Source organism: Hyphomicrobium sp. (assembly GCF_003987855.1).
In the GTDB taxonomy this organism is placed as follows: Bacteria; Pseudomonadota; Alphaproteobacteria; order Rhizobiales; family Hyphomicrobiaceae; genus Hyphomicrobium_B.
In genome coordinates this window covers 15,382-38,847 of sequence record NZ_RXIZ01000022.1, presented here as the reverse complement: position 1 = coordinate 38,847, position 23,466 = coordinate 15,382, and the positions used below count along the sequence as shown (strand labels likewise).

The 23,466-nt window shown below is 60.3% G+C and carries 20 protein-coding genes and 1 tRNA gene; 11 read left to right on the top strand and 10 right to left on the bottom strand.

All coding sequences use genetic code 11. From position 1 onward, the window contains the following. Positions 1–32: 32 nt before the first annotated feature. Positions 33–194 carry a hypothetical protein gene (locus tag EKK30_RS17525; protein ID WP_290986962.1) on the bottom strand — a complete coding sequence of 54 codons (162 nt, stop codon included), beginning with the start codon at positions 192–194 and terminating at the stop codon, positions 33–35. Positions 195–341: 147 nt separating this feature from the next. Further along, a complete protein-coding gene (locus tag EKK30_RS17520; RefSeq protein WP_290986961.1) occupies positions 342–617 on the bottom strand; it encodes a hypothetical protein in 276 nt (91 codons plus the stop codon). 196 nt (positions 618–813) lie between these two features. On the opposite strand from EKK30_RS17520, the gene panE reads away from it, so the two are divergent. The 3 genes from panE to EKK30_RS17505 all read left to right on the top strand — a co-directional run bounded on the left by panE (position 814) and on the right by EKK30_RS17505 (position 2,523). Then, on the top strand, positions 814–1,752 hold the full coding sequence (gene panE / locus EKK30_RS17515; RefSeq protein ID WP_290986960.1) for a 2-dehydropantoate 2-reductase: 939 nt from the start codon (positions 814–816) through the stop codon (positions 1,750–1,752). A 106-nt stretch (positions 1,753–1,858) separates the two neighbouring features. Then, positions 1,859–2,371 carry a thioredoxin family protein gene (locus tag EKK30_RS17510; RefSeq protein WP_290986959.1) on the top strand — a complete coding sequence of 171 codons (513 nt, stop codon included), beginning with the start codon at positions 1,859–1,861 and terminating at the stop codon, positions 2,369–2,371. Positions 2,372–2,436: 65 nt separating this feature from the next. Then, a tRNA-Leu gene (locus EKK30_RS17505) sits at positions 2,437–2,523 on the top strand. A gap of 260 nt (positions 2,524–2,783) precedes the next feature. Here EKK30_RS17505 and EKK30_RS17500 read toward each other — a convergent pair. The 6 genes from EKK30_RS17500 to EKK30_RS17475 all read right to left on the bottom strand — a co-directional run bounded on the left by EKK30_RS17500 (position 2,784) and on the right by EKK30_RS17475 (position 9,974). Then, a complete protein-coding gene (locus tag EKK30_RS17500) occupies positions 2,784–3,644 on the bottom strand; it encodes an alpha/beta hydrolase (protein ID WP_290986956.1) in 861 nt (286 codons plus the stop codon). Between the two features lie 74 nt (positions 3,645–3,718). Further along, positions 3,719–4,303 carry a TetR/AcrR family transcriptional regulator gene (locus EKK30_RS17495; protein ID WP_290986954.1) on the bottom strand — a complete coding sequence of 195 codons (585 nt, stop codon included), beginning with the start codon at positions 4,301–4,303 and terminating at the stop codon, positions 3,719–3,721. A gap of 31 nt (positions 4,304–4,334) precedes the next feature. Then, a complete protein-coding gene (locus tag EKK30_RS17490; protein ID WP_290986951.1) occupies positions 4,335–7,427 on the bottom strand; it encodes an efflux RND transporter permease subunit in 3,093 nt (1,030 codons plus the stop codon). Then, a complete protein-coding gene (locus tag EKK30_RS17485; protein WP_290986949.1) occupies positions 7,424–8,560 on the bottom strand; it encodes an efflux RND transporter periplasmic adaptor subunit in 1,137 nt (378 codons plus the stop codon). Before EKK30_RS17485 ends, EKK30_RS17490 begins: the two co-directional genes overlap by 4 nt. A 285-nt stretch (positions 8,561–8,845) precedes the next feature. Then, positions 8,846–9,430, bottom strand: a complete 585-nt coding sequence (locus EKK30_RS17480) for a TetR/AcrR family transcriptional regulator (RefSeq protein ID WP_290986948.1) — start codon at positions 9,428–9,430, stop codon at positions 8,846–8,848. Positions 9,431–9,773: 343 nt separating this feature from the next. Beyond that, positions 9,774–9,974 (bottom strand): hypothetical protein, encoded by a 201-nt coding sequence (locus EKK30_RS17475; protein ID WP_290986946.1) that lies wholly within the window; start codon positions 9,972–9,974, stop codon positions 9,774–9,776. Between the two features lie 445 nt (positions 9,975–10,419). On the opposite strand from EKK30_RS17475, the gene EKK30_RS17470 reads away from it, so the two are divergent. Together EKK30_RS17470 and EKK30_RS17465 are read left to right on the top strand one after the other, a co-directional pair. Continuing rightward, positions 10,420–11,010, top strand: a complete 591-nt coding sequence (locus EKK30_RS17470; protein WP_290986945.1) for an HXXEE domain-containing protein — start codon at positions 10,420–10,422, stop codon at positions 11,008–11,010. A gap of 160 nt (positions 11,011–11,170) precedes the next feature. Beyond that, positions 11,171–12,595, top strand: coding sequence for a hypothetical protein (locus EKK30_RS17465; RefSeq protein WP_290986944.1), 1,425 nt, complete (start codon positions 11,171–11,173; stop codon positions 12,593–12,595). Positions 12,596–12,602: 7 nt separating this feature from the next. Here the strand turns inward: EKK30_RS17465 and EKK30_RS17460 are convergent, their stop codons facing one another. After that, complete coding sequence (locus EKK30_RS17460; RefSeq protein ID WP_290986942.1) at positions 12,603–13,517, bottom strand: MipA/OmpV family protein; 915 nt, start codon at positions 13,515–13,517, stop codon at positions 12,603–12,605. Positions 13,518–13,883: 366 nt separating this feature from the next. Between EKK30_RS17460 and EKK30_RS17455 the strand changes: the two genes are divergently transcribed. Further along, positions 13,884–14,732 (top strand): fumarylacetoacetate hydrolase family protein, encoded by an 849-nt coding sequence (locus EKK30_RS17455; protein WP_290986940.1) that lies wholly within the window; start codon positions 13,884–13,886, stop codon positions 14,730–14,732. Here EKK30_RS17455 and EKK30_RS17450 read toward each other — a convergent pair. Further along, entirely contained in the window at positions 14,729–18,073 is a 3,345-nt protein-coding gene (locus EKK30_RS17450) for a hypothetical protein (RefSeq protein WP_290986939.1), read from the bottom strand. The genes EKK30_RS17455 and EKK30_RS17450 overlap by 4 nt on opposite strands. Positions 18,074–18,384: 311 nt before the next feature. Here EKK30_RS17450 and EKK30_RS17445 point away from each other — a divergent pair, with 311 nt between their 5' ends. From EKK30_RS17445 to EKK30_RS17425, 5 genes are all read left to right on the top strand, one after another. After that, positions 18,385–18,876, top strand: coding sequence for a transcriptional repressor (locus EKK30_RS17445; RefSeq protein WP_290986938.1), 492 nt, complete (start codon positions 18,385–18,387; stop codon positions 18,874–18,876). A 13-nt stretch (positions 18,877–18,889) separates the two neighbouring features. Beyond that, positions 18,890–19,783 (top strand): zinc ABC transporter ATP-binding protein ZnuC, encoded by an 894-nt coding sequence (znuC, locus tag EKK30_RS17440; protein ID WP_290986937.1) that lies wholly within the window; start codon positions 18,890–18,892, stop codon positions 19,781–19,783. After that, positions 19,784–20,587 carry a metal ABC transporter permease gene (locus EKK30_RS17435; RefSeq protein WP_290986936.1) on the top strand — a complete coding sequence of 268 codons (804 nt, stop codon included), beginning with the start codon at positions 19,784–19,786 and terminating at the stop codon, positions 20,585–20,587. It abuts the gene before it with no gap. 33 nt (positions 20,588–20,620) lie between these two features. Further along, the gene (gene ispG / locus EKK30_RS17430; protein WP_290986935.1) at positions 20,621–21,886 is read left to right on the top strand and encodes a flavodoxin-dependent (E)-4-hydroxy-3-methylbut-2-enyl-diphosphate synthase; all 1,266 of its coding nucleotides are present in this window, start codon (positions 20,621–20,623) and stop codon (positions 21,884–21,886) included. A gap of 212 nt (positions 21,887–22,098) precedes the next feature. Next, a complete protein-coding gene (locus EKK30_RS17425) occupies positions 22,099–23,421 on the top strand; it encodes an NAD(P)-binding domain-containing protein (RefSeq protein WP_290986932.1) in 1,323 nt (440 codons plus the stop codon). Positions 23,422–23,466: the final 45 nt, after the last annotated feature.

The window sequence follows — 23,466 nt, the reverse complement described above, 5'->3', positions numbered from 1 at the left end:
CTCGGGCTCAGCCCGAGGATCGATTGTCGTTCTTACGGGCGCGCCGTTTCGCGTCGATCCTCATGGTCGTGATGTCCCGTCGCATACTTGTAAGTGGCGACGGACACTCGCTCCAACGCGTAAATCGCGTGCGCCGTATAGGCGAGCTTGGCGCCAAAGATCAGCAATCCCACAAACATGCCAGCGTAGCGCATCGAAAGCCTCCATCGGTTCTCCGAGCGCTACGCCAGCTTAGGATCTTACGTAGTTCCTCACGGAACTCGCCGTAGATACCAAAGAGCGCCCGGCCACGTGGGCCGGACGCTCAGTGAAACAAGGTGCTGGCGTCAACCAGCGGTTTTCTAGTTCGTCAGTCCGTTCGGAGCCTGCGGCAGCAGAACGCCGACGATGACCGTCTTGCCGTCCTTCACGGCTGTGCCGTACCAGTGGCCCTGCTCTCCGCGATAAAGCGGCGAAATCCCGGTATAACCCTGATGCGCCAGCTGAACGCGCGCCTGCTGGGCGTTTGCAGCGTTCGTAAGTTCCGCACTGAATGCGGCCGCATTGCTGCTCTCATCGGCAAAAGCCGGAAGGGCCATGCCAGCCGTAGCCAAGCCAATTAACATTATGCGGGTCATGTAATCTCCATTAGGATGCGCGGCGCACGTGCCGCCTCTGATGAACTTGAGATAGACATTGAACCCGCTCACCGCCACACAACTCCCCGTGCGTCCGCGGCCTGATATCGTGAGCAAAATGTGATCTATTCGCGTTTCGGAACGCGCTTTGATCACGACCAGTTGAAATCCGTGACAATTACGAAAGGCAGCCTTGATGCGATTGCTCTTCCTTGGAGCCGGCGCGACCGGAGGTTATTTCGGTGGCCGAGTAGTAAACGCCGGCGCCGACGTGACGTTTTTGGTGCGCCCCAAACGACGGGAGCAGCTCGCCCGTCACGGCCTCAAGATCGAGGCTCCTGAAGGCAGCTTTACCATGCCCGTGAAGGCCATCACGCGCGAGGAGATTTCGTCCCCCTTCGATGCGGTCATCGTCAGCGCCAAAGCCTACGATTTGGCAAGCGCGATCGAGTCCATCAGGCCTGCCGTCGGCGACGCGACCGTGATCTTGCCTCTGCTCAATGGCATGAAGCACCTGGATGCCTTGGATGCCGCCTTTGGTGCAACGCGTGTGCTTGGTGGCCTCTGCCACATCAGCGTGACGCTTGCCGATGATGGCACCATTCGTAAGCTCGGCGATGTCGCAACGCTGACCCTTGGCGCCCGATTGCCCGAGCAGCAGGCGCCAGCCGAGAAGCTTCACCAGGTGCTCGCGAGGGGAACCGATGCGATCTATGCCGAGAATATTCTCGCAGCGATATGGGAGAAGTGGTTTTTCATCGCCGCTCTCGCATCCTCGACCTGCCTGATGCGTGCCTCTGTGGGCGAAATCGTTCGCACCGATGGCGGCCCCGGCTTCATGGCCGAGCTTCTGAATGAGTGCATCGCCATCGCGACCGCGAATGGTTACCCGCCGCAGCCCCGCGCGCTCGAATTCGCCCAGACCTTCATGACCGATCCCGCCTCGAGCATAACGGCTTCGATGCTTCGCGACGTTCGCAAGGGCGGCCAGATCGAAGCTGATCAGATCGTCGGCGACATCATCCGCCGTGGAAGCGAAAAGGGCGTGCAAGCGACGCTGCTCCGCACTGCCTACGTCCATTTGCAAGCCTATCAGAATGTGCTCCGCGCCTCGCAAACGTCGGATCGCACGTGAAACGGCGAAGATTACGAGGTGTTAACTCGCGTGAAGAAGCAAGCTTGTCTTCAGTAGATAGGCGCGCAACAACAAACGCGACGCCTAATTCGGAGCTCATCTGCCCATGATCCGCCCGCTCGCAGTTGCCGCGCTCATCCTCCTTGCGCTGCCTTTTTCCGTAATGGCGCGGACGCCAGATCATGCGGAGGAATGGAACGGCGCGGAGATCAATTGGCGCGATGCGCGGTCCGGCATTTACGAGTCCGCGAAAACCGGACGCCCGGTGCTCATGGTTTTTCACGCCACGTGGTGCACGGTCTGCAAGCGCTTCCGTCAAGTTTTCAAGGATCCCGCCATCGTCGAAGCATCGCGCGACTTCGTGATGATCCTGGTCGATGCCGACAAGGAGAAGGAGATCAACGGCGCGTTCCAGCCGGACGGCTCCTACGTGCCACGAACGCTCTTCATCGACTCACAGGGTAACGTCTCAGATAAGCTCGTGGGCTCCGATCCGCAGTATCCCCACTCCGTCGATGTCGACAAACCGGACGAGCTTCTGGCCCTGATGAAAAAAGCCAGCAGCGTATTTGATGCCCCGCCAGCGGCGGCTCCGCCTGTGCCGGACAACCGGACCTGAAATCTGAGCGCGGGTCGGGCTGCGTGTTGCGCTTCCGCTCCCGAGCAGTCATAAGGGCCAGCAACGCGGACGTGGTGGAACCGGTAGACACACAGGACTTAAAATCCTGAGACGGTAACGTCGTGTGGGTTCGACTCCCACCGTCCGCACCATACGGCTGTGCCGTGCAAAAAAGCCGATTTGATGCACTGACAATCTCGTTCTGCGAATTATGCGTCAGGACACGCGCGTTCGGACGTTCTGTGTGACGAAGCGGCTACCGCTTTGCGGAGAGAGCGGACGTCCGGTCAGCTCAAAGTCCGCGTTGTCCCGATGTTCCTCAACCATGTCACGGCGGACAACAGCGAAGGGTTACCCGCCATGGGGTCCTTGGATCAATTGGCTCGCCTCGCGGAGCGACACAGAAATACTTTCACTGCCTGGGCTGATCCGCGAGGATGACTTGCGCCAGTTCGCCGGGGTTCTCGACTGCCGAGAAGTGGCCAGTATTTTTGAGAGTCACCATTCTGGCCTGAGCAATGAGTGACCTGGTGCGTTCCCTTTCGCTGGGATGAGACCAATCCGAGTCGCCGTAGATCAAGGTAACGGGCGCGCTGATTCCGCTATACAGATCCCGCGCTTTGCTCCAGGATCGCCAGCCAGCCAACACCTTGCGCGCAGCGCGCTTGTATCCGGGCAGGTGGGCGACTTGATCGAACTCGGTCAGCAAATCGTCGGGTAGTTTCTTCGGATCGTGGTAGCCGCCGCCCATGATCTTCTTGAGCACGACCTTATTCTCCAGCGACGCATTGAATGCGCCCAAAGCAGGAATTTGCAAACTGCCGATGATAAAGTTAGAGAACCAGTTGCCCCGGCGGATGCCATCACCGTAGCGCGTTTCATAATCGTACGGGTTCAACGCATAGACGTGCTTGATCCGCTGCGGAATTGAGGCGGCAACAGTCAGGGCAAGCGCGCCACCGATAGACTCTCCGACGAGCGTTACGTCCGTGAGGTTCAGCTTCTCGATGAAACTGATGACCGCGCGTCTCATATAGGGTTCGTCCAGTTCCGCGTTGGGATCAATCGGCGATCGCCCGTGCCCCGGCAAGTCAATGGCGTACACGGTATAGGAACGCGCAAGTGCAGGAAGCAGCGCGCGGAAGTATTCAAGCTGCGTACGGATCGTATGCATGAGAACCAATGGCGGACCTTCGCCCGTCTTTTGAAACCTGATGCTGAGCTTATCCGAAATTTTGAGCAAGCTTGGCTTAGCTGCATTGTCAGACGCCATGATTGAACTCCTGTTTGGATATGGGGGGTGGAGTGACTGATAGGACGAAGTGGTCGAAATGCTCCGCCCGGCCCTCAATCCTCTTGATTGATGATCTCTAGAGCACGGCGTTTGGCGTCTGAGAGTATGGTCTCCGATAGTGCCGCATCGATGCTTGCACGCGCCATCACGAGCGCACCGAGCATCAATCCGCCGAGTTCAATCGCGCGTTCGGTTCGCTTGTCCACGGCGCAAGACAGTCCCTCTTCGGCAAGCTCGAGGAGTTTGCGTATTCCTGCCGTGAAAGCTTCGCGCACCACATCGGCTTGTCTCGACGCTTCGGCGCCGCAAGCCGAGACCATGCAGCCGATTGTTGGGTCGTCGCGGTGAGTGTCGGACAAGTACTCGAGGACGTACGCGGTGAGTGCCGCCTTCGGCCCATGTCTTTCCGTTCGGGTTTCGAAGCGATCGACGACTTCTTCGAACGCCTTCGCGGCCGAGGACGCAACGAGCTCATCCTTAGATTTGAAGTGACGATAGAAGCCGCCATGAGTAAGCCCTGCGGCCTGCATGAGGTCGACGACGCTGGTGCGCTCAATTCCGCGTTCGCGCAGCATCTTCGACGCTGCGGCGGTGATCTCTTCGTGATGTTGGGCCTTGGCTTCCCGCGACAATCGCATGGCAACTTCCTTGTTTTTTGCGCTTGTCTGATCAGGCCACAGCTTCGACTCGCGCCGGAGGAGAAAAAGCCCTTTCAGTCGGACGGACGCGGAACCAGATGGCGTAGAGCGCGGGCAAGAACAGCAGGATGAGGAACGTTCCCACCGCGGTGCCGCCGATCAGCGTGTAGGCCATCGAACCCCAAAAGACCGATGTGGTCAGAGGGATGAAGGCGAGCACGGCAGCCATGGCTGTGAGCACGACCGGACGCGATCGCTGCACGGTGGCCTCGACCACGGCGTGGTAGTCGTCGAGACCTTCATCCTTGTTGGTCTTGATCTGCTCGATCAGGATCAACGTGTTGCGCATCAAGATGCCGGACAATCCGATCAAGCCGAGGATCGCGTTGAAGCCGAAGGGCTGGTTGAAGATCAGCAGCGTCGGCACGACACCGATCAGACCGAGCGGCGCTGTCGCCAACACCAGCCACATCGCTGCAAACGATCTCACCTGGAAGATGATCACGATCATCGTAAGCGCGATCATGACTGGAAACACTGGAACGAGCGCGTCGTTGGCCTTGGTTGCCTCTTCGATGTTGCCGCCCATCTCGATGCGATAGCCGTCAGGAAGGGAAGCGATGACAGGCTGCAGTGCCTTTTGGATCTCCAAAGAAACCGGTGGCGGCTGCATCGACTCGTCGATGTCGCTCTGCACAGTTATCGTCGGCGTGCGGTCACGGCGCTTCAAAATCGGATCTTCTTGCACCACCTCGATGTGACCAATCTGGCTGAGCGGCACCAGTTGCCCGCTGTCATTCTGCAGCACCAGATTGCCGAGCTTCATCGGATCGAGCCGGTCCGGTCCAGCGCTGCGGGCCATGACTTGCACGGTCCGAATATCCTCGCGAACCCCTGTGACCGTCACGCCGGTCAGCAGGAACTGCAGTTGTTGGGCGACGTCACTAGGCGACAAGCCGATCAGGCGGAGGCGGTCCTGATCAACCGTGAAGCGCATGGAAGGCGTTCTTTCCGTCCAGTCTGTGTTGACATCACGGGTGTGCGGATTGGTACGCATGATCTTGACGACGTCTTGCGAAATGTCTCTCAGCTTTGTGAGATCCGGTCCCATAACGCGAAAGGCGACGGGGAAGGGAGATGGTGGCCCGAACACGAACTGCGTCGCCCTAACACGTGCCTCAGGGGCTAGACCCGCGGCGATCTCTTGGCGAATGCGCAGCTTAAGCGCGTCGCGTGCTTCCGAACTCGGCGTCAGAACGACAATTTTCGCAAATGACGGGTCGGGCAGTTCTGGATTATAGGCGAGGATGAAACGCGCAGCGCCCTGGCCGATGAAAGACACGATATTTTTTGTTTCCGGCTGCGTCTTTAGCCACGCTTCTACTTTCGCAACGGCACCGCTCGTCACTTCAATGCTCGAGCCTTCCGGCATCTGCACTTCCACCAGCAACTCGCGACGATCCGAACTTGGGAAAAACTGCTGATTCACCGCGGTCATGCCCACGCCGGCCGCAACGAAGAGGAGCACTACGAAGCCAGCGACGATGAACTTGCGGCGCACGGCCCATCCGACGGCGCGCCTGAACCGCTCGTAGTTCGGCGTTGAATAGATTGCCGCATGGCCGCCAGGGATTGGCTTTATGTTTGGCAGCATTTTCACACCGAGGTAAGGCGTGAAGGCTACCGCCACGAGCCACGAAGTGATGAGGGCGAAGGCTACGATCCAGAAGATGTTGCCGGCGTACTCGCCTGCCGTGGACATCGCAAACCCCACCGGCATGAGGCCGATGACCGTTACGAGTGTCCCCGAAAGCATCGGGGCAGCGGTGTGGCTCCAGGCGTAGGCAGCTGCCTTCGTGCGCTCGTAACCTTCCTCGAGCTTCACCACCATTGTTTCAATGGCGATGATCGCGTCGTCGACGAGAAGACCGAGAGCTAGGATCAGCGCTCCGAGCGTGATGCGATCGAAGTTTCGGCCGGTCATCATCATGATCACGAACACTGCTGCGAGAGTCAGAGGCACGGCCGCTGCCACCACGATGCCGACGCGCCATCCAAGGCTTAGAAGGCTGACGATCATCACGACCGCCAAAGCGACCACGAATTTCAACATGAACTCGTCGATGGACTCGCGGATGTTTTCGGCTTGGTCGATGATTTTGTTGAGCGACAACCCGGCGGGCAGCGACTTGGCAATTTTCGCTTCTTCTTCGTCGAGCGCCTTGCCGAGGTCTAGGCCGTTCCAGCCATCCTGCATGACGACGCCTAGGACCATCGCGGGATCGCCGTTATGATTGATGAGGAACGTGGCGGGATCTTCATAGCCGCGTTTGACCTCTGCAACGTCAGACAGCTTTAAAACGCGGCCGCCGGCGACAATCGGAGTGTCGGCAATTTTTTGCAGATCATCGTATGCGCCTTCGACGCGGACAAACACCTGCGGGCCGTTGGTATCCACGGAACCCGCCGGCGTGACCACGTTCTGCCGGTTGAGTGCATCAAAGATCGTTCGGGCGCTGATCCCGAGCGTGGCGAGTTTGGCGTAAGAGAATTCGACGTAAATGCGCTCCGGGCGCTCTCCCAGGATATCTACCTTCTTGACGCCGGCGACATGGAGGAGCCGCTGACGAAGCGCTTCCGCTTCTCTCGTCAATTGTCGCGGCGGCATCCGATCGCCCTGCACGGTGTACAAAGCAAACGTGACGTCGGCGTATTCGTCGTTGATGAAAGGCCCGATAGTGCCGGCCGGCAGCTTCAGCGCTTCATCGCCCAGTTTTTTTCGGGCTTGATAGAATTGCTCAGGGATGTCGGCTGGCGGAGTCTGGTCCCGCATTTGGACCTTCATCAGCATCAAGCCGGGACGCGTAAACGTCTCGACACGATCGTACCAGCGCAACTCCTGCATTCGCTTCTCGAGCGGTTCGGCGACCAGGTCCTGCATTTCCTTTGCCGTCGCGCCCGGCCACACGGCAGTGACGGTCAGGACTTTGATGGTGAAGGGAGGGTCTTCGGCCCGTCCCAGCTTGGCGAACGCATAGGCGCCCGCCAAGGTAATGGCGATGATCAGAAACAGCGTGATCGCGCGTTCGCGAACGGCGAGGGCAGAGAGGTTGAAGTTTGTCATCGTGATGCCGTTTCTTCGCCTTCGACGCGAATGTTGTCGCCGTTGTGCAGTAGGCGGCTACCAAGGGCGACCACTTGATCGCCAGCTTGCACGCCGCCGGTGATAAGCGCGGTTTCTTCACCGATGCCCGCGAGTGCCACCGACCGGAAAGCTACGGACATCTTCTGTTGGTCAATCAGCCACACGCCCGAGGACGAGCCATTATCGACGACGGCGCTGACCGGCACTTCGAGGATGTTCTTGTTCTTGAATTCCGGAATATGGAGCGTCACGGTCGCGCCTAAGGGAGCGCTGGCTGCCGCACCGCTCAGCACGTAACGCGCTTCATAGGTACGCGTGGCGGGATTGGCGGCATCGGACAGCTGACGGAGTTTCGCGCCAGACCGGGACTTGAGATCACCGTAGAGCGTGGCGGTTGCTTCCGAGCCGATCGCTGGCCGCACGGTTTCGGGCAGGTCAACGGAAGCTTCTCGGGCGCCGGCGTGCGCCAGGCGCACCACAGTCTGGCCGGCGGATACCACCTGTCCAGGCTCGGACAACGTCTCCATCACCACGCCGTCAGCATCGGCCGTCAGGACCGAATAATCTTCGGCATTACGCGCCAGTTGGGCATTGGCTTCGGCGGCAGCGAGCTGGGCTTCCGCATTTTCCAATGCTGACTTCGCTTGCTCGTAGCGCTGATGGGAGATCCAGCCTTGCCCGACCAGGTTTTTATAGCGCGCTTCGTCCGCGCGTGCCTGAATGGCGGTCGCGCGCGCGGCGTTGATCGCATTGGTCTGGGCGACGATGGTGAGCTTCAGGTCAACCGGGTCAAGCTTCATCAGCGGCTGTCCGGCCTTGACGGTCTGCCCGGTGTCGACGAGGCGCTCGATGATCTTGCCGGAGACCCGGAAGCCGAGGTTGCTTTGCACCTTCGCGGCGATCACTCCCGTAAAGGCGCGTTCTGCAGCGCTTGCCCAATGGACTGTTGCCACGCGCACAAGCCGCGCCCCGTTTCTGGGATCGGCATCAGCCGGCTTGCAGGCTGCAACGCCCACCGATACGAGGCTCAGAGCCAGAACGGCGACAGATGCTTTTAAGAGCGACGTGCCGGTCAAGTGCCGAGGCCCGGCGTTTCGTTCAAGCGTTTTCATGACAACCTCACTGTCCGACGGCGGTTCGCTTCGACATAAATCGACTTCCTGAATATAGATTATGATCGACATCTTAAAAGCACAAGCGAAAAAGATGCTGAGCATCATCTTTCTTTCGAAGGGGGAGGATTTCACCCGAAATGGAGGGCCAGCGCGAACGCTGCGTCAACGCCCCAGGGCTCTTTCGAGCTCACGGAGGGTCACGACGCAACGGTCTGCTATCGCGACGCCACTTGGCGGTCAGGGTTGTGAATAGGGGGCCGTGCCGAGTACCAGCAGCTTTGATTACTTAGGGGATTCGATGATCTGGTTGGCGCGCTTGCGAGCTGAAGCGATGATTTCGCTCGACAATTTTTCGTCGTCCGTGGCACGGGCCATGGCGACGGCTCCCGAAAGCAGAGAAAGCAACTCCACCGCTTTCTCTTTTCGCTCTGCCATCGGGCCGGACAAGCCCTCTATAATCAGGGACAGATTTGTCTTGATGCCGTTGGTGAAAACGCCTCTGACGGCGCCGTGCTCTCGGCTCACATCCGGTCCGAATGCCGGAATCGGGCAACCGAGTTCGGGCTTTTTGACATGCCCTAAGGTAAGATAATCCGTAACGTAGGCGATGAGAGCAGCCATGGATCCCTGCGACTCGACTCGTTCCTGAAAGCGCGCGTTGATCTCGGCGAAAATCCGCTCTGTGGCCTCGGCGACGAGCGCGTCCTTCGAGTCGAAGTGCTTATAGAAGCCGCCATGCGTCAGGCCCGCAGCAGCCATCAGATCGGCAAGGCTCGTACCGACGATGCCCCGCTGACGCAACATTTTCGAGGTCTCGGAAATGATTTCGTCGTGCCGTTGCGCCATTACCTCGCGGGACACGCGCATGATCCACCTCTCTTTTTTGCCGCTTCTTGGTAGGCGGCTGCCGTAGTTGGTCGATACATCCCGAGTCAGCTACCTTGCCCGCAAGGTTCTGATCTCATTTTCTAATCGCACAACCCTGGATTCGAGATCGTCGATCGGCTCGTAAGCCATAGCTTCTCCGACCTGCTGAACCCACCTTAGAAACCGGTTCCACACACTATTTCGATTAGAGCGATCCATTCGAAACTCCGGTAAGAAGTTAGATGTTGATCGAAATTAATTTGTCAAGTGCAATTTGTGTGAGCTGACCTGAGCAAGGAGAGACCGAGAATGTCCCGGTCTCCGTTAGGTTCCTGCGCGGCACTCAGCGCTTCTTGCTGGTGACGGCGGCACCGGCGTGGCTGATTTTTACCTTCGCTGCGGACCATGCGCCCTGGTCAGACCCATTCGGGTTGACATAAGAGCCGGCTCCCAAAGCGCGGTCGGTTTCTTCCAAGGCCTGCGCGCTTACTGCGCCAGCGGAAAGTGCAGCAGCTGCAACCGCAGCAAGGATCAAAGATTTCATGGTCGTTCTCCATTCGGTTCTGCCGCAAATCAACGTCTGCAGCGATTAGATGACGATCGTCATCTGTCAAGATAGATGTGAAACGACATCTAAAAGTCAATGCACCGGCTCGGCGCTTTTCGAGTAATAGGGATTATGTCGCATCTTAGAGCTCAATCGAACTCAAAAGGAACGGTTAGCCGTGAAATCGCAAGCACGGGCGACTCATGATTTTGAGGTGTCCCTACTTCGCTCCAGGTCTTCAAACGGACGTCGACTTAAAATCCTGAGACGGTAACGTCGTGTGGGTTCGACTCCCACCGTCCGCACACGGCCCTCCCGACAGCCCTGCGGACGACGACCGGCCGCGGCAAGCGCATTTATCTCGTTTTAGTAATTTCCGTGCGATTCTGCGTTTTGCCGACGCGGGTCGGCGAAAATGTCGTGTCACCATCGGGGGTCGACGATGTTAAAATCCTGGCTGCAAGCGCATTGGGTTGCCGGCGCGATTTTCATGAGCCTCGCGTTGCTGTTGTTGCTGCCGGTGGGCATCGGCGATGGCAGCCTGGCGCTGACGCTCATCTTCCTCGCTTCTCCCGTCTACATGCTGCACCAGGTTGAGGAACACACGGGCGACCGCTTCCGCTCCTACATCAACGGCACCGTCTTTGGAGGCGTGCAGGCGCTCAGCGTTGCCGACGTCCTCTGGATCAATCTTCCTGGCGTCTGGGGCCTGAATTTCGCTGCTCTTTACGCTGCGCATTTTGTCGATGTTGGTTGGGGCGTGGCTGCAGGCTATCTGATGCTCGTCAACGGCGTCGCCCACGTTGTCATGGCGGCCCGGTTTCGTGCCTACAACCCAGGCCTCGTCACCGGTGTCCTGTTGTTCGCGCCTTTCGGTCTGGCTCTCGTCTGGCTCGTCCCCGCGACGCATCTGCAAACCGTTGTGGGTTTGGCGATCGCGATCGCCATCCACGTTGCCATCGCCGTCCGCGCGAACTTGAACGCCGCAGCGGCGCGCCACGGAAAACATCAACCGGTATCGGCGGCGGCCTGACGCCGCCGCCCCCCGCTGCATGAGCGGCGCTCAATACGCGCGCAAGTAAGCTTTATTCCCCGCCAAATTGATTACGGCACTACCACCCATCTGGGTTTGCTATTTGCGCGCCGCGCCGGATGATAGGGCGCATACGTCTCGATTTTAGTTTAGGTCTTTCATGACTTCAGGCGAAGCCAGCCGCTTTCGACTAAGCGCGATCGTGTTCTTCGTGCTTTTCGCCAGCTACGCGTGTTTTGCACAGCATCCCAACTGGAACAGTACCTCCCGGCTCGCTTTGACCGCGCAATTGTCTCAGCATGGCGAGTTGTCGATCAATGGTTATGAGAAGCTCACGGGGGATCGCGCGTCCACGCCGAGCGGCTACTACAGCGACAAAGCTCCGAGCATGAGCCTATTGGCCGTGCCCATGTCGCTTCTGGTGACGCGCTTTTTCACTATCGAACCGGACAAGTTCGGCACGCGATGGTGGACGCTTTACATGTACCTTTGCACGCTGAGCGTGGCAGGATTCTTTTCCGCCCTGGCAGCTGCCGCAATGTTCCTATTCGTCAGTCGCACGACGGCCAGCATCGATGCCGCGCTGATCGCATCGCTGACCTTTGGCCTGGCGACGCCGATGTTCGGTTGGTCGACGGTTTTTTTCGGCCACGCGACTGCGGCAGCGCTCCTTCTGCTCGGGTTCATTGCGTGGCAGGACGGCGATGGCGGAAGATGGCTGCGCATCGCGCGATTTTTTGCCGGCGGACTTGCGCTCGGAGTTGCTACCGGCGTGGAATTTCCAACGGCGATCCCAGCGGCGATAATCGGCGTGGCGATGGTCATCCGCCTCCTGACGCGCGAGCAATTGGCGACTGCAGCTGAACTTCTCGGTGCCGCGCTTCTTGGTGGTGTGATCGGCCTCGCGCCGACCTTGATCTACAACGATGCGGCGTTCGGCTCGCCGCTCCACTTGGGCTATAGCAACGTCGTTGGTTTCGACGGCATGAAGTCCGGTTTCTTCGGTATCGGTTTGCCGTCGCTCGGCGTCGTCAAGGAATTGCTCGTCGGCAGCTACCGCGGCGTACTTTGGTTTTGTCCGGCGCTGATCGTTCTGATTGTCGCCTGGTGCTTTGCCGTCAGGCAGCGAGCTTTGCGAGAGGTTAGCATCGTCACCGCGCTCGTTACTGCGTGGTATCTGTTTTACAATGCCGGATACATCTACTGGGACGGCGGTTGGTCGACGGGGCCTCGCTTCCTGACGCCAGCGTTTGGCCTGCCGTGTTTGGTCTTGGGATTGGTTTGGCCGTCTCTACCAAGCCGCATCAAGCCCGTCTTCTTAGCTGTCATCGGCTTGAGCGTGCTCATGAGTCTCGCCGCCGTATCGGTCGATATGGCGGCCCCCGAAAACGACAAGAACCCGCTTCTCAATTACATCCTGCCGAGCTTCCTGTCCGGGAATCTCATGTCGACGTTGAGCTATTACGTCCTCCCCCGGCCGTCGATCCTTCACCTTGTCCCGATATTGGCGGTATGGGCGCTTGGCCTGCTGCTCATCGCGCGGGAATCCAGCCGCGACGAACCCGTGCGCCGAGGCGCGGGCTAAACCGAATTCATCGCTGCCAGAGGAACTGGTACTTGGCGCCGAGCGAGATCGTGAATTGATCCGGTGATCCGTCGTCTCGCACGTAGGGCGAGTCGGCCGCGCTTCCCACCAATCGCTCGTACTCGAACGATGCCATCGTCGTGAGCTGCTCGGTGACTTTGTATTCCGCATAAATGCCGGCCCCCGCCGAACGCACGCCCGCCGCCGCGTCATACTTCGGAAGATGCAGTTGCTGGGATTCTTGCGCGTCGATGCCGTAGTAGGAATTCATGTAGTCGCTATCTGCGATCGAGAGTCTCGGGCCGGCGGCGAGTGTCCATTGCGAACTCGGATGCCAGACGAGATCCGTGCTGAGATCGAACACCCAGCCAGTGGCGCCATAAACGGCGTTGCGCGCTTCGAGGCGTGTCCGCCAGAAGTCCGTCGGCCAATATTCGAGGAACACGCCGAGTTCGAGCGAGAGATCGATGCCGGTGTTTCCGACTTCCTTCAGGCCGCGATCTTTGCTGTTGCCGAAATCCCAGCGGAGCGTTCCAACGGGACCGGCGCGGAAATTATCGGTCTCGAACAATTCGTAGTCGATGCCGTCGCTCGGCAGGCTCAGCCATTCGCGCGAGCCGACGTGACGAATGTCGATGATGGGCGATCCGCCGAAGTCGTAATGCTTCGAGCCGGAGTATTCCGGTGAGATGTTGCCCCACCCGCCGATCGTCACGATAAGGTCGGAGGTCGAAGCATAGGCGGCGAAGGTCGAGTTGGTTTCGCGCGGAGAGTAGTCGTCAGCGCGGGCGGCAAGTGCTCCGCCGAATGTCATCGCGATCGAAAAAAGGGAAAAGACCGAGGCTACAGAGCGATAGCGCCTAATGTTTCGACGGCGCGCGGCACGCTTCCCCTCCAGATCTATTTTGCCCCCCTGGGCCATGACAACTCCAGACATCCGCCCGTCGAGGATATGGTGTACGCGCACTAATGAGAAAGCACCACAAACCCGTAAAAAATATGTTCCGACGCCGACCCCTTAGCCTCGATGACGCACATCAATTCTGCCGATCGGAATGCCGGAGGCCGTGAAAGAGTTCCGGGCCCGGATCGTTTTTGCGCGCGCGATCCCTTGATCCGCCGAGGCTGTTTCCGGGCTGCCACGCCCGGGTGGTGCGCCATTTATCGCAGTGTGGCGGCGGTCGGTGTCCGATCCCATGCCCCTTAGGCCCACGTGATTGGCAGGCCAGCTTTTTTCTGCTTAGAACCACTCCCCGACGACTGGCGATGGACCTGGAGGTAATTGGAGATGAAACTCGTTCGCTTTGGCGCCCAGGGTGCCGAAACCCCTGGCGTCGTCGACAGCAACGGCGAAATCCGCAACCTCTTCTCCGTCATTCCTGATCTGTCGGGCGAATACCTCTCGCCCGCTTCCCTCGCCAAGCTGCGCAACATTGACCTGACGACCCTGCCGAAGGCGCCGGCCGACGCCCGCCTGGGGCCACCGGTGGCCGGCACGCACAACTTCATCGCCATCGGCCTCAACTACGCCGACCACGCCAAGGAAACGGGCCAGGAAATTCCGACCGAGCCGATCCTGTTCAATAAGGCAACGACCTCGATCTGCGGTCCCAACGACGACGTCATGATCCCACGAGAGTCCCGCCACCTCGATTGGGAGGTCGAGATTGCCTTCGTGATCGGCGCGCGCGCCCGTTACGTCGAAGCCAAGGACTGGGCGCAGTACATCGCCGGTTACTGCATTTGCAACGATGTCTCGGAGCGCCGCTTTCAGTCCAAGCGCGGCGGCCAATGGGTCAAGGGCAAGTCGGCCGAAACCTTCGGGCCGATCGGACCCTGGCTCGTGACGCCCGATGAGATCGCCGACGTCGATAACCTGGCGATGTCGCTCGACGTGAACGGCGTACGCAAGCAGACCGGCTCGACGGCGACCATGATCTTCAAGATCCCCGAGCTGCTCGCCTACGTCACCGAGTTCATGGTGCTCGAGCCCGGCGATATCATTACCACCGGCACGCCCCCCGGCGTTGGCACCGCGCGCAATCCGAAGGAATTCCTCAAGGCCGGCGATGTTGTGGAACTGAAAATCGACGGCCTGGGCTCGCAGCGCCAGACCGTCGTCGAGTTCAAGCTTTAGGCGTCATCGCCTGGCTCGACGTCACGGCTCGAAGGTTTGTTGAAGAACCGAAAATCCGATCCGGTCCGCATCGCCAGCTTTTGACGGATTTCGTCCCACGATCGCGGGTTGTCCAGGTCGAGACGGCCGAATGCCTCGCGCACGGATTTGAGCTGGTCCTTGAGATCCTGCTCGCCGTGCGCCAAGCCATCGTCTGGCTGCGCCGCCACCTCCAGTTCGTCGATGAGGTACGCGACGAGCCCCATCTCCGGAAACAGCATGTAAAGCGGCAGGTCATTGCGCAGGCGGCCGTCAACGCCGTCCAAAACGGCCAGTTTGCGCTCGTCGCCATCGCTTTCGCCACGCAACCGCGAATAGACTTCGCTCAAAATGCGATCCTGCTCGTTCTGAAAATCGCGGAGAAGGATGCCAAGATTTTCATTTTTCTTTTTGTGATCATTGAGCGCCTTCCAAGCCTCTAGAACGGCTTGACGCGATTGCGGCTGACCAAGGCGCTTGTCGACGATATCCGGCGTGAGATGCACAGCATCCAGCAACGCCTCACGGTAATGCGCCGCTAGGCCGAGCCGTTCTTCGATCGACAGCGGCAGCAAACCGGGGAGCGCCCGAGTCTGCCGCCGGTTCTCCAAATCCGGCAAGCTCGGTTTTCTCTGCAGCGGCAGTTCCGGCTGAACCTCGCGCAGCTCCCCCGCTTCAAGCGCTGGCCGTTCCTGCACGCCTTCGAAGCGCGCCCGTTCCCGGCTGTAGGCAGGACTTTCCGGTGCCGTTGCCCGGATCATCAGCAGCGTCTCATAGAGGGCCGGGCGAATGTAGTATCGGTCGTCGATCTTGACGTCGGGCGCCACCGCCTTCACCGCCGACCCGGCATTCATGACGCGGCGGACGAGGCGCGAGTCATAGTCGCTGGAAATATCGGAGAGCGTCACCATCGACGTGAAGCCTTCCGTCTCCCGGATAGGCTCGAGCGTATTGAGGACGAGTTCGGAATGCTCCCGCGGATGCGGAGCCAGCGCCGCGGAGACGAGCTGTTCGAGCCGCGCGCGATCCTTCGCCGAAGCGTCCGTCTTGAACTGCTTATCGCAGATCGAAGACAGGTATTCGCGCAGCTCGCTGCGCACGCGGTAGCGCTCAGGGTTGTGACTGACAGTCTCGACCGCGCCAATATCGGCCCCGGCGGTGAGCACCATGCGCACGCGATCGGCCTGCGACCGCTCCATCGTGCTCAAATCGGCGAGCGCCGAAAAACCGTCCTGGTTCGTGATCGGCCGGAACGATGTGAGAGTCAGCCAAGCCGTCTCATAGGGGTGAGCACCAAGCGCCGCATTGATGGTCGCTTCCAGCTGCGAGCCAGAGCGCGAACGATAGCTCGGGATGTCCGACAGGGGCGAGCGGACGGCGTTGGCGCCAAAAAGACCCGACATGAAGATGAGGCCGTCGAGCCCGATGGCAATCGCCAGCGCCAGATAGGCCAGCCGGTTGCCGTCTTGGAAAGCGTTGAGCGTGACGACGAAGCGATGCGCCTTGTCATCTCGCGAAAGTTCGATGCGGTTGATCTCGGTCCGAAGCGCGTCGGTATCGTTGCTCGGCAGGGCGCTGTCGGACAGGCAGCGGCGCGCGAACGCAAAAAGGTCGTCGGTCGATTTGTTCGCATTGAGCTTGTCGCCGCCGACGCAAGTGTTCTCGAAGACTTTCGTACCCGCCTGCAGCGCGAAGAGGGTCGAGGCCGCGTCAGCCGTCGTCTTCGGATCGCAGTCGATGCCTGAAACGAGCGATTTCGTCTCGGGCGTTGCCTGCATGGCAGTGGAAATGTCGCTGCACATCCGCTGCACCTCGTTGAGGTGCTCGACCGTCGGATCGGCCCGGAAGTCCGATCTGATCCGCTGGAACAATGGAAGGATGCGCGCGGGATCGATTTTCGGCCCGGCTTCGGTTTGCACGCCGTCCTCGGCGAGTTTGATCCGCTGCTCCGCTGTCTCGGCTTCGCCCTTGTATTTTGCCAGATCGCCGTCGAGCGTCGCCAGCTCGGTGTCGATGGCCGCGAGCCGCGACTCCACGCCCGTCAGGCGCTTCTGCGCGTCCTTCATGCGTTCTTGCGAGATTTGCGCTGCCGCCTGCAGCTGGGCCAGTTCGCCCATCCGCTGGCGATAGAGCGGGCCGCGCCCGGCCTTGCCGCTTCCCTCGACGCCTTTGTCTTCAGCGAGAGCCTCGACCCGCTTGGCGTCGACGTCTTTGAGCTTTTGATCGTAGTCGGCCTTCTTCGTCGCGTAGTCGGCCGCAAGCTCGGGACGTTGCCCCGCGAGGCTCGACTTCTCATCGGTGAGCGAAGTCTTCCGCCCGGCCAACCCGGCTTGACCCGCCTGGGCCGACGCGATCCGCTCCTGCTGTTCCTTGACGGCGCGGCGATGCTCTTCGATCTGATCGTTGACGTACTTCTCGATCACGCTCTGCGATTGCGTCGCCGCCTGGGTGATCTTTTCAAGTTCCCCGTCGTATGCCTTCCACGCGTCCGTCGTGAACAAGCTTTCTGCCAGGTTGGCGCGCCGCCGGGCGATGGCCTGCTCGATGTCCGTGATGATCCCGGACACCTGGTTCTGCGCGCGCAACTCGGCCGCGCGCACGCGCTCCGACTGCGGGAATATCGAGGTGAAGAAACTGTCGAACGAGAAGAACACGCTCGTCGCCATGCAGGCGAGGAACATCAGCCACAGCATCGAATTTCGAATGATGATGCGCACGACCTGAATGTACGGGCGAATGAGGTCGCTCGCGGCATAGAGGGCGAACAGAGCTACGAGTAACAGCCCCGCGCCGAACATCAGAAACTTGTTGCCCGCCGCCGACCAGTCGAGGCTTTCAAGCCCGGCTGCGCGATTTCCCCCCTCCGTACCGGTCCACTGCAGGACCAGCGTGAAAACCGTGAAGAATAGGAGCAGGCCGATGAAGGTGCCGATCCAGGGCTGCGCCCCGGAACTGACGAGCGTCGATTGCCCCGGCCGCGATTGCCGGTTCATGCCTGTGGCGAAACTTTCGCCGATCAGCCAAGCCACGATCAGCATGATGCCCTGGATGCCGAACGTCACCATGCCGGAGAGCAGAGGCTCGCCGGTGAAATTGTACATTCCTTCCCAGGTCCGCCAACCGGCGGCGGCCGACAGCACGATGCCGGTCGTACCGAGCAAAGCCAGACGCCAGTTGGAAAATATCGTTTCTTCGATCGCCGCGCGAAGCCGACGCGCCACCCGTGAGCGCAAGAGAAGGGCAAGGGTACATGCAACAAAAACGGCAATACCGATCGGCCGGGCATTTTCCGCCAGCCTGTCGATCAGAAATTTGACGTCCATCGTGTCGTCGATCCCAGCCTAATACGGCCGGCAAGTCGCTGGCCGCTATGGTTAAAATTGCGCGGCCCAGCGGGCCAATTGGCGGCGGAAATAAGACGAATTGTGCTCATCCGATGAAGATCTGTTGAGGTTCGCCCTTCTTCCAGCCAACAACGACGCATTCTACCGTGTGAAAACCGCGCGGGGATAAATTGGGCATGCGGCCCCTTGAACCGAATAGCCGCCCAACCCGACATGTTATATCGTCCGGCGGGGTGGAAGTTCCAAGGTCCGATCGCACTTCGCCTCCGGTCGGCCGAAAGAGGACTGTCATGGTAGCGAACGCAGCCGAAGACCTGGGAGCAAAAGAACGTCTCAAGACGTCGCTCGAACAGGCCACCGCGATTTTTGCCGAAAAGAACATCCGCTTCACCGAGCTCCGCCGCAAGGTCTTCGAGGAGATCGCTGCCACGCGAGCGAGCGTCGGCGCCTACGAGGTGCTGGATCGACTGGCCAAGAAGGGCACGCGGCTCGCTCCCATCTCAGTCTATCGCGCGCTCGACGCGCTGCTCGAGGCCGGAGTGGTCCATCGCCTCGAAAGCAAGAACGCCTACTTTGCCTGCCGGCGCATGGATAAGCCGCGCACCGGCCGGCCGCCGATTTTTCTAAGTTGCGAAAAGTGCGGTGCCGTCCAGGAAGTCGACGGCGACGAGATCTTCCGCGCGATCGACACCGCGGCCTCGGGCGCGGAGTTCAACACCCGCGTCCGCTTTGTCGAAGTTTCAGGCACCTGCCACGACTGCGCCGCGCATCGCCCCGCCTGATCCGGAGAGTTTATTGTCTGCCCTTGACCCAAACCTGAAGCCCCCCTCGGGTCATCTCGTCGCGACGGACGCGACGCCGTGCAGCTGCGGGCATCGCCACGACCATGCGCATGCGCAGCCGGGCGCGCCGCCGATACCGGCGGGCACCCTCATCTCTGCGCGTGGCGTCGCGATGAAGCGCGGCGATCGCGAGGTCCTGTCGAACGTCGATCTGGACGTCCTGCCGGGTGAGATCGTCACCCTCATCGGCCCGAACGGCGCGGGCAAGACGACGCTTGTCCGCCTCCTTCTCGGCATCGAGGCGCCGTCGCAGGGGACGATCGTAAAGCCTGCCTCGACCCGCATCGGCTACGTCCCGCAGCGGTTCGACGTCGATTCCACGATACCGATGACAGTCGGCTCCTTCCTGGCGCTCGGGGCGGCAGCGAAGCAAAGGGAGATCAAGTCGGCATTGGAGGAGACCGGCGCATCGCGCACCCTCGATCAGCAACTCTCGAAACTCTCAGGCGGCGAAACGCAGCGCGTATTGATCGCCCGTGCGCTTCTACGCCGGCCTAACCTGCTGATCCTCGATGAACCGGCGAGCGGCGTCGATTTCTCGGGCGAGGCCGACCTCTACGATCTCATCGACCGCCTTCGCGCCAAGCACAGGCTCGGCGTGCTTCTCATTTCTCACGACCTTCATGTGGTCATGGCCCGCAGCGATCGCGTCATCTGCCTCAACGGTCATGTCTGCTGCTCGGGCAAACCCGAAGACGTCTCGCAGCACGAATCCTACGCCCGCATCTTCGGACCACTGGCGGCCACCAAACTCGGCGTCTATCGCCACCATCACGATCATCGGCACGATCTGACGGGCGAAGCGAAACCTCTTGGTGGCGCCTCCCTGCCCGACCGCGAGGCCTGAGTGCAGAGCTGGCCCGATCCGTTCGTCTGGCGCGCATTTTTCGCCGCTCTAGGGCTCGCCATCGTCGCCGCGCCGCTCGGCTGCGTCGTCGTCTGGCGGCGCATGTCCTATGTCGGCGAAACGTTATCGCAGGCCGGGCTCTTGGGAGTTGCCCTTGGATTAGCAGCGAGCGTCGATCTGACGTTGGCTGTGATCCTGGCGGCGATCGTCGCGGCAGCAGTGCTGACTTTGCTTCAGCGCCAGTCGACGGTGCCGCTCGACTCCGCCCTGGGCCTGATGCACCACGCCACCCTCGCGCTGGGCATCGCCGCCATCTCGCTCGTGAAGGGCCCGGGCATAGACCTGATGAGCTATCTCTTCGGCGACGTTTTCGCGGTGACGCGCACCGACCTCGTTTGGATCTATACCGGCGGCGTTGCTGTGCTCGCAGCCATGGTCTTCCTGTGGAAACCGCTCGTCCGCCTTTCGCTGCACGAGGATCTTGCAACGGCCGAGGGCATAAACCCACGTCTCCCGCGTGCGCTGTTCGATCTCCTGCTCGCGGTCGTCATCGCGGTTGCCATGAAAATCGTCGGCGTGCTGCTCGTGATGGCGTTCCTCGTCGTCCCCGCCGTTGCCGCACGGCCACTATCCACAACCCCCGAGCGGATGGCTGTCCTTGCCGCGGCAGTGGCCATTCTGGGCGTTATTCTCGGCCTTTGGCTGTCTTTGTCGACGGACGTGCCCGGCGGCCCCAGCATCGTCATAGCGCTGTGCACAATCGCCGCCATATCGCTGCTGGCGGCAAGCCGCACAGCGCGCTAGAACTCGGGCCACTGGGATCGGAAAGGCTATACGATGTTGCACAGCGACAGCATCACGATGAAACCACGCCACCAGACCATCGCGGTGAGCGTCGGAAGCGTGCAGGTTGGCGGCGGCGCGCCGGTGGTCGTTCAATCGATGACCAACACGGACACGGCCGACATCGCCGCTACCGTCAAACAGGTCGCTGATCTCGCGCGCGCAGGGTCCGAACTCGTGCGCATCACGGTTGATCGCGATGAAGCGGCCAAAGCCGTTCCCCACATTCGCGACCAGCTGCGCAAGCGCGGCGTCGACGTTCCCCTTATCGGTGACTTTCATTACATCGGCCACAAGTTGCTCGGCGAAAATCCCGATTGCGCCGAAGCCCTCGACAAATATCGCATCAACCCGGGCAACGTCGGCTTCAAGGACAAGAAGGACAAGCAGTTCGGCGCCATCATCGACATGGCGATGAAGCACGACAAGCCGGTCCGCATCGGTGTGAACTGGGGCTCGCTCGACGCCGAACTCCTCACGCACCTGATGGACGAAAACGCCAAGGCCGCCGAGCCCAAGCCCGCACGCAGCGTCATGCACGAGACGATGGTGCAGTCGGCCCTGATGTCGGCGCAGCGTGCCGAAGAGATGGGCCTTCCAGCCAACAAGATCATCGTCTCTGGCAAGGTCTCATCGATTCAGGACCTGCTTGCCGTGTATGCCATGCTCGCCGATCGCAGCCGCTACGCGCTCCACCTGGGCCTGACCGAAGCGGGCATGGGCTCCAAAGGTATTGTCGCATCCTCTGCCGCGCTTGGCATTCTGCTGCAGCAAGGTATCGGTGACACGATCCGTTATTCGCTGACGCCGGAACCGGGCGGCGACCGCACGCAGGAAGTCCGCGCCGCGCAGGAACTTTTGCAGACCATGGGCCTGCGCTCGTTCGTGCCCGTTGTCGCCGCCTGCCCCGGCTGCGGACGCACGACATCGACTGTTTTCCAGGAACTCGCGCGCGACATCCAGGACATGATCCGCGATCGCATGCCCGACTGGAAAACGCAGTATCCTGGCGTCGAGACGCTGAACTTTGCCGTCATGGGCTGCATCGTGAACGGCCCCGGCGAAAGCAAGCACGCCGACGTCGGCATTTCGCTGCCGGGCACCGGAGAGTCGCCGGCCGCGCCCGTTTTCATCGACGGGAAAAAAGCCATGACGCTGCGTGGGCCCAACATCGCCGGCGACTTCAAGGCGATCGTCGAGGATTACATTGCCCGGCGTTTCGGCGCGAACGCTTTGGCTGGCGGGGAAGCGGCGGAATAATTGATCCGCGCGCTGCCGCAGAATACCATATTTCTTAAGCATTTGATGGAAGCACGCCGTTCCGATGCGGCGTTTGCGACGTTCCAGCGCTCGCATTGCGGTCCGTCAATGATGTATCGAAGCGGCTGACCAATACGCTCCCGATGAACCCCCTCAGTCGGGAAGCGTTGCTGATGGGTGCAATAGCATCCGCCACCAAGGAATTTCTGAGAATGAGCGAAGGTATTAGCACGCTCGAGCGCCACATCGTCATCGGCGCAGGTCCGGTCGGATTGGCGATGGCCGCAGCGATGAAGCGGCGCGGCATTCCCTTCGATCTCGTGGACTCGGCGCCGGGCGTCGGCGGCAACTGGCTGCACGGCGTCTATCGGTCGGCCCATATCGTCTCGTCGAAGAAGGCGACGGAATACACCGACTACCCGATGCCCGACGACTTTCCTGATTTCCCGTCCGCCGATCAGATGTTGAGTTATCTGACCGCCTACGCCAACGACCGCGGTCTCTACGCGTCCGCGGAGTTCAACAAGAAGGTCGTGTCTGCCGCGCCGGATGCCCAAGGCCGTTGGGCAGTGAAATTCGAGGACGGTGAGGAGCGCACGTACAAAGGGGTCGTCGTCTGCAACGGCCATCACTGGGACAAGAACTATCCGACTTTCCAGGGCACGTTCAGCGGTGAGATCCTACACTCGAAGGATTACGTCGGTCCCGAACAGATCCAAGGCAAGCGTGTGCTCGTCATCGGCGGCGGCAACTCCGGTGTCGACATGGCATGCGATGCGGGACGCTTCGGCAATTCCTGCGATATCAGCCTGCAATCGGGCTATTGGTATTTGCCCAAGACGTTTCTCGGCCGGCCGTTGACCGATATTCCGTTGTGGCGTTTGCCGATCTTCATGCAGCGCGCACTTTTGAAATCCATCATCGCGCTGACCATTGGCGATTACCGCCGCTACGGTTTGCAACGTCCCAATCATAAAATCTTCGAGCGCCACCCGGCATTCGGAACCGAGCTGTTGAATGCCATTCGGCTAGGCCGCGTGAAGCCGCGCCCCGGCATCGATCACGTCGATGGTCAAACAGTGACGTTCGTGGACGGCACCACCGGCACCTACGAAATGATCGTCGCGGCAACGGGCTTCAAAACGACATTCCCGTTCCTGCCCGAAGGGCTGGTGTCGGTGAAGAACAACGTCGTGCAAGTTTATGGCGGTGCATTTCCTCCCGGCGCACGCGGCTTGTATCTCGTTGGCTGGGCGCAAGCGCGCAATGGCTTCGGCCGTCTGATCACACCGTTGTCCGACCTCTACGCGCGCATGATCCTGTTGCAGGACGAGTTGGAGCTTCCGCTCGGCACGCTGATGGAAAGCTCGTTCACGCAAAAACTGCCGACATCGCATCTCGTCGATCCGGAAAAAGCGCGCCGCGAGATTAAACTCGCGCACTGGATATTACCGCTTCTTAAACTTCGTGATCGGCGCATCGCGCGAAAACTAAAGTTCAATTCAGATAAAAGTGGATTAGCGGCACGCGTCTGATTGCGTTCAATCAACGCGTTATTAGTATCCACCCCTTATTAGGGC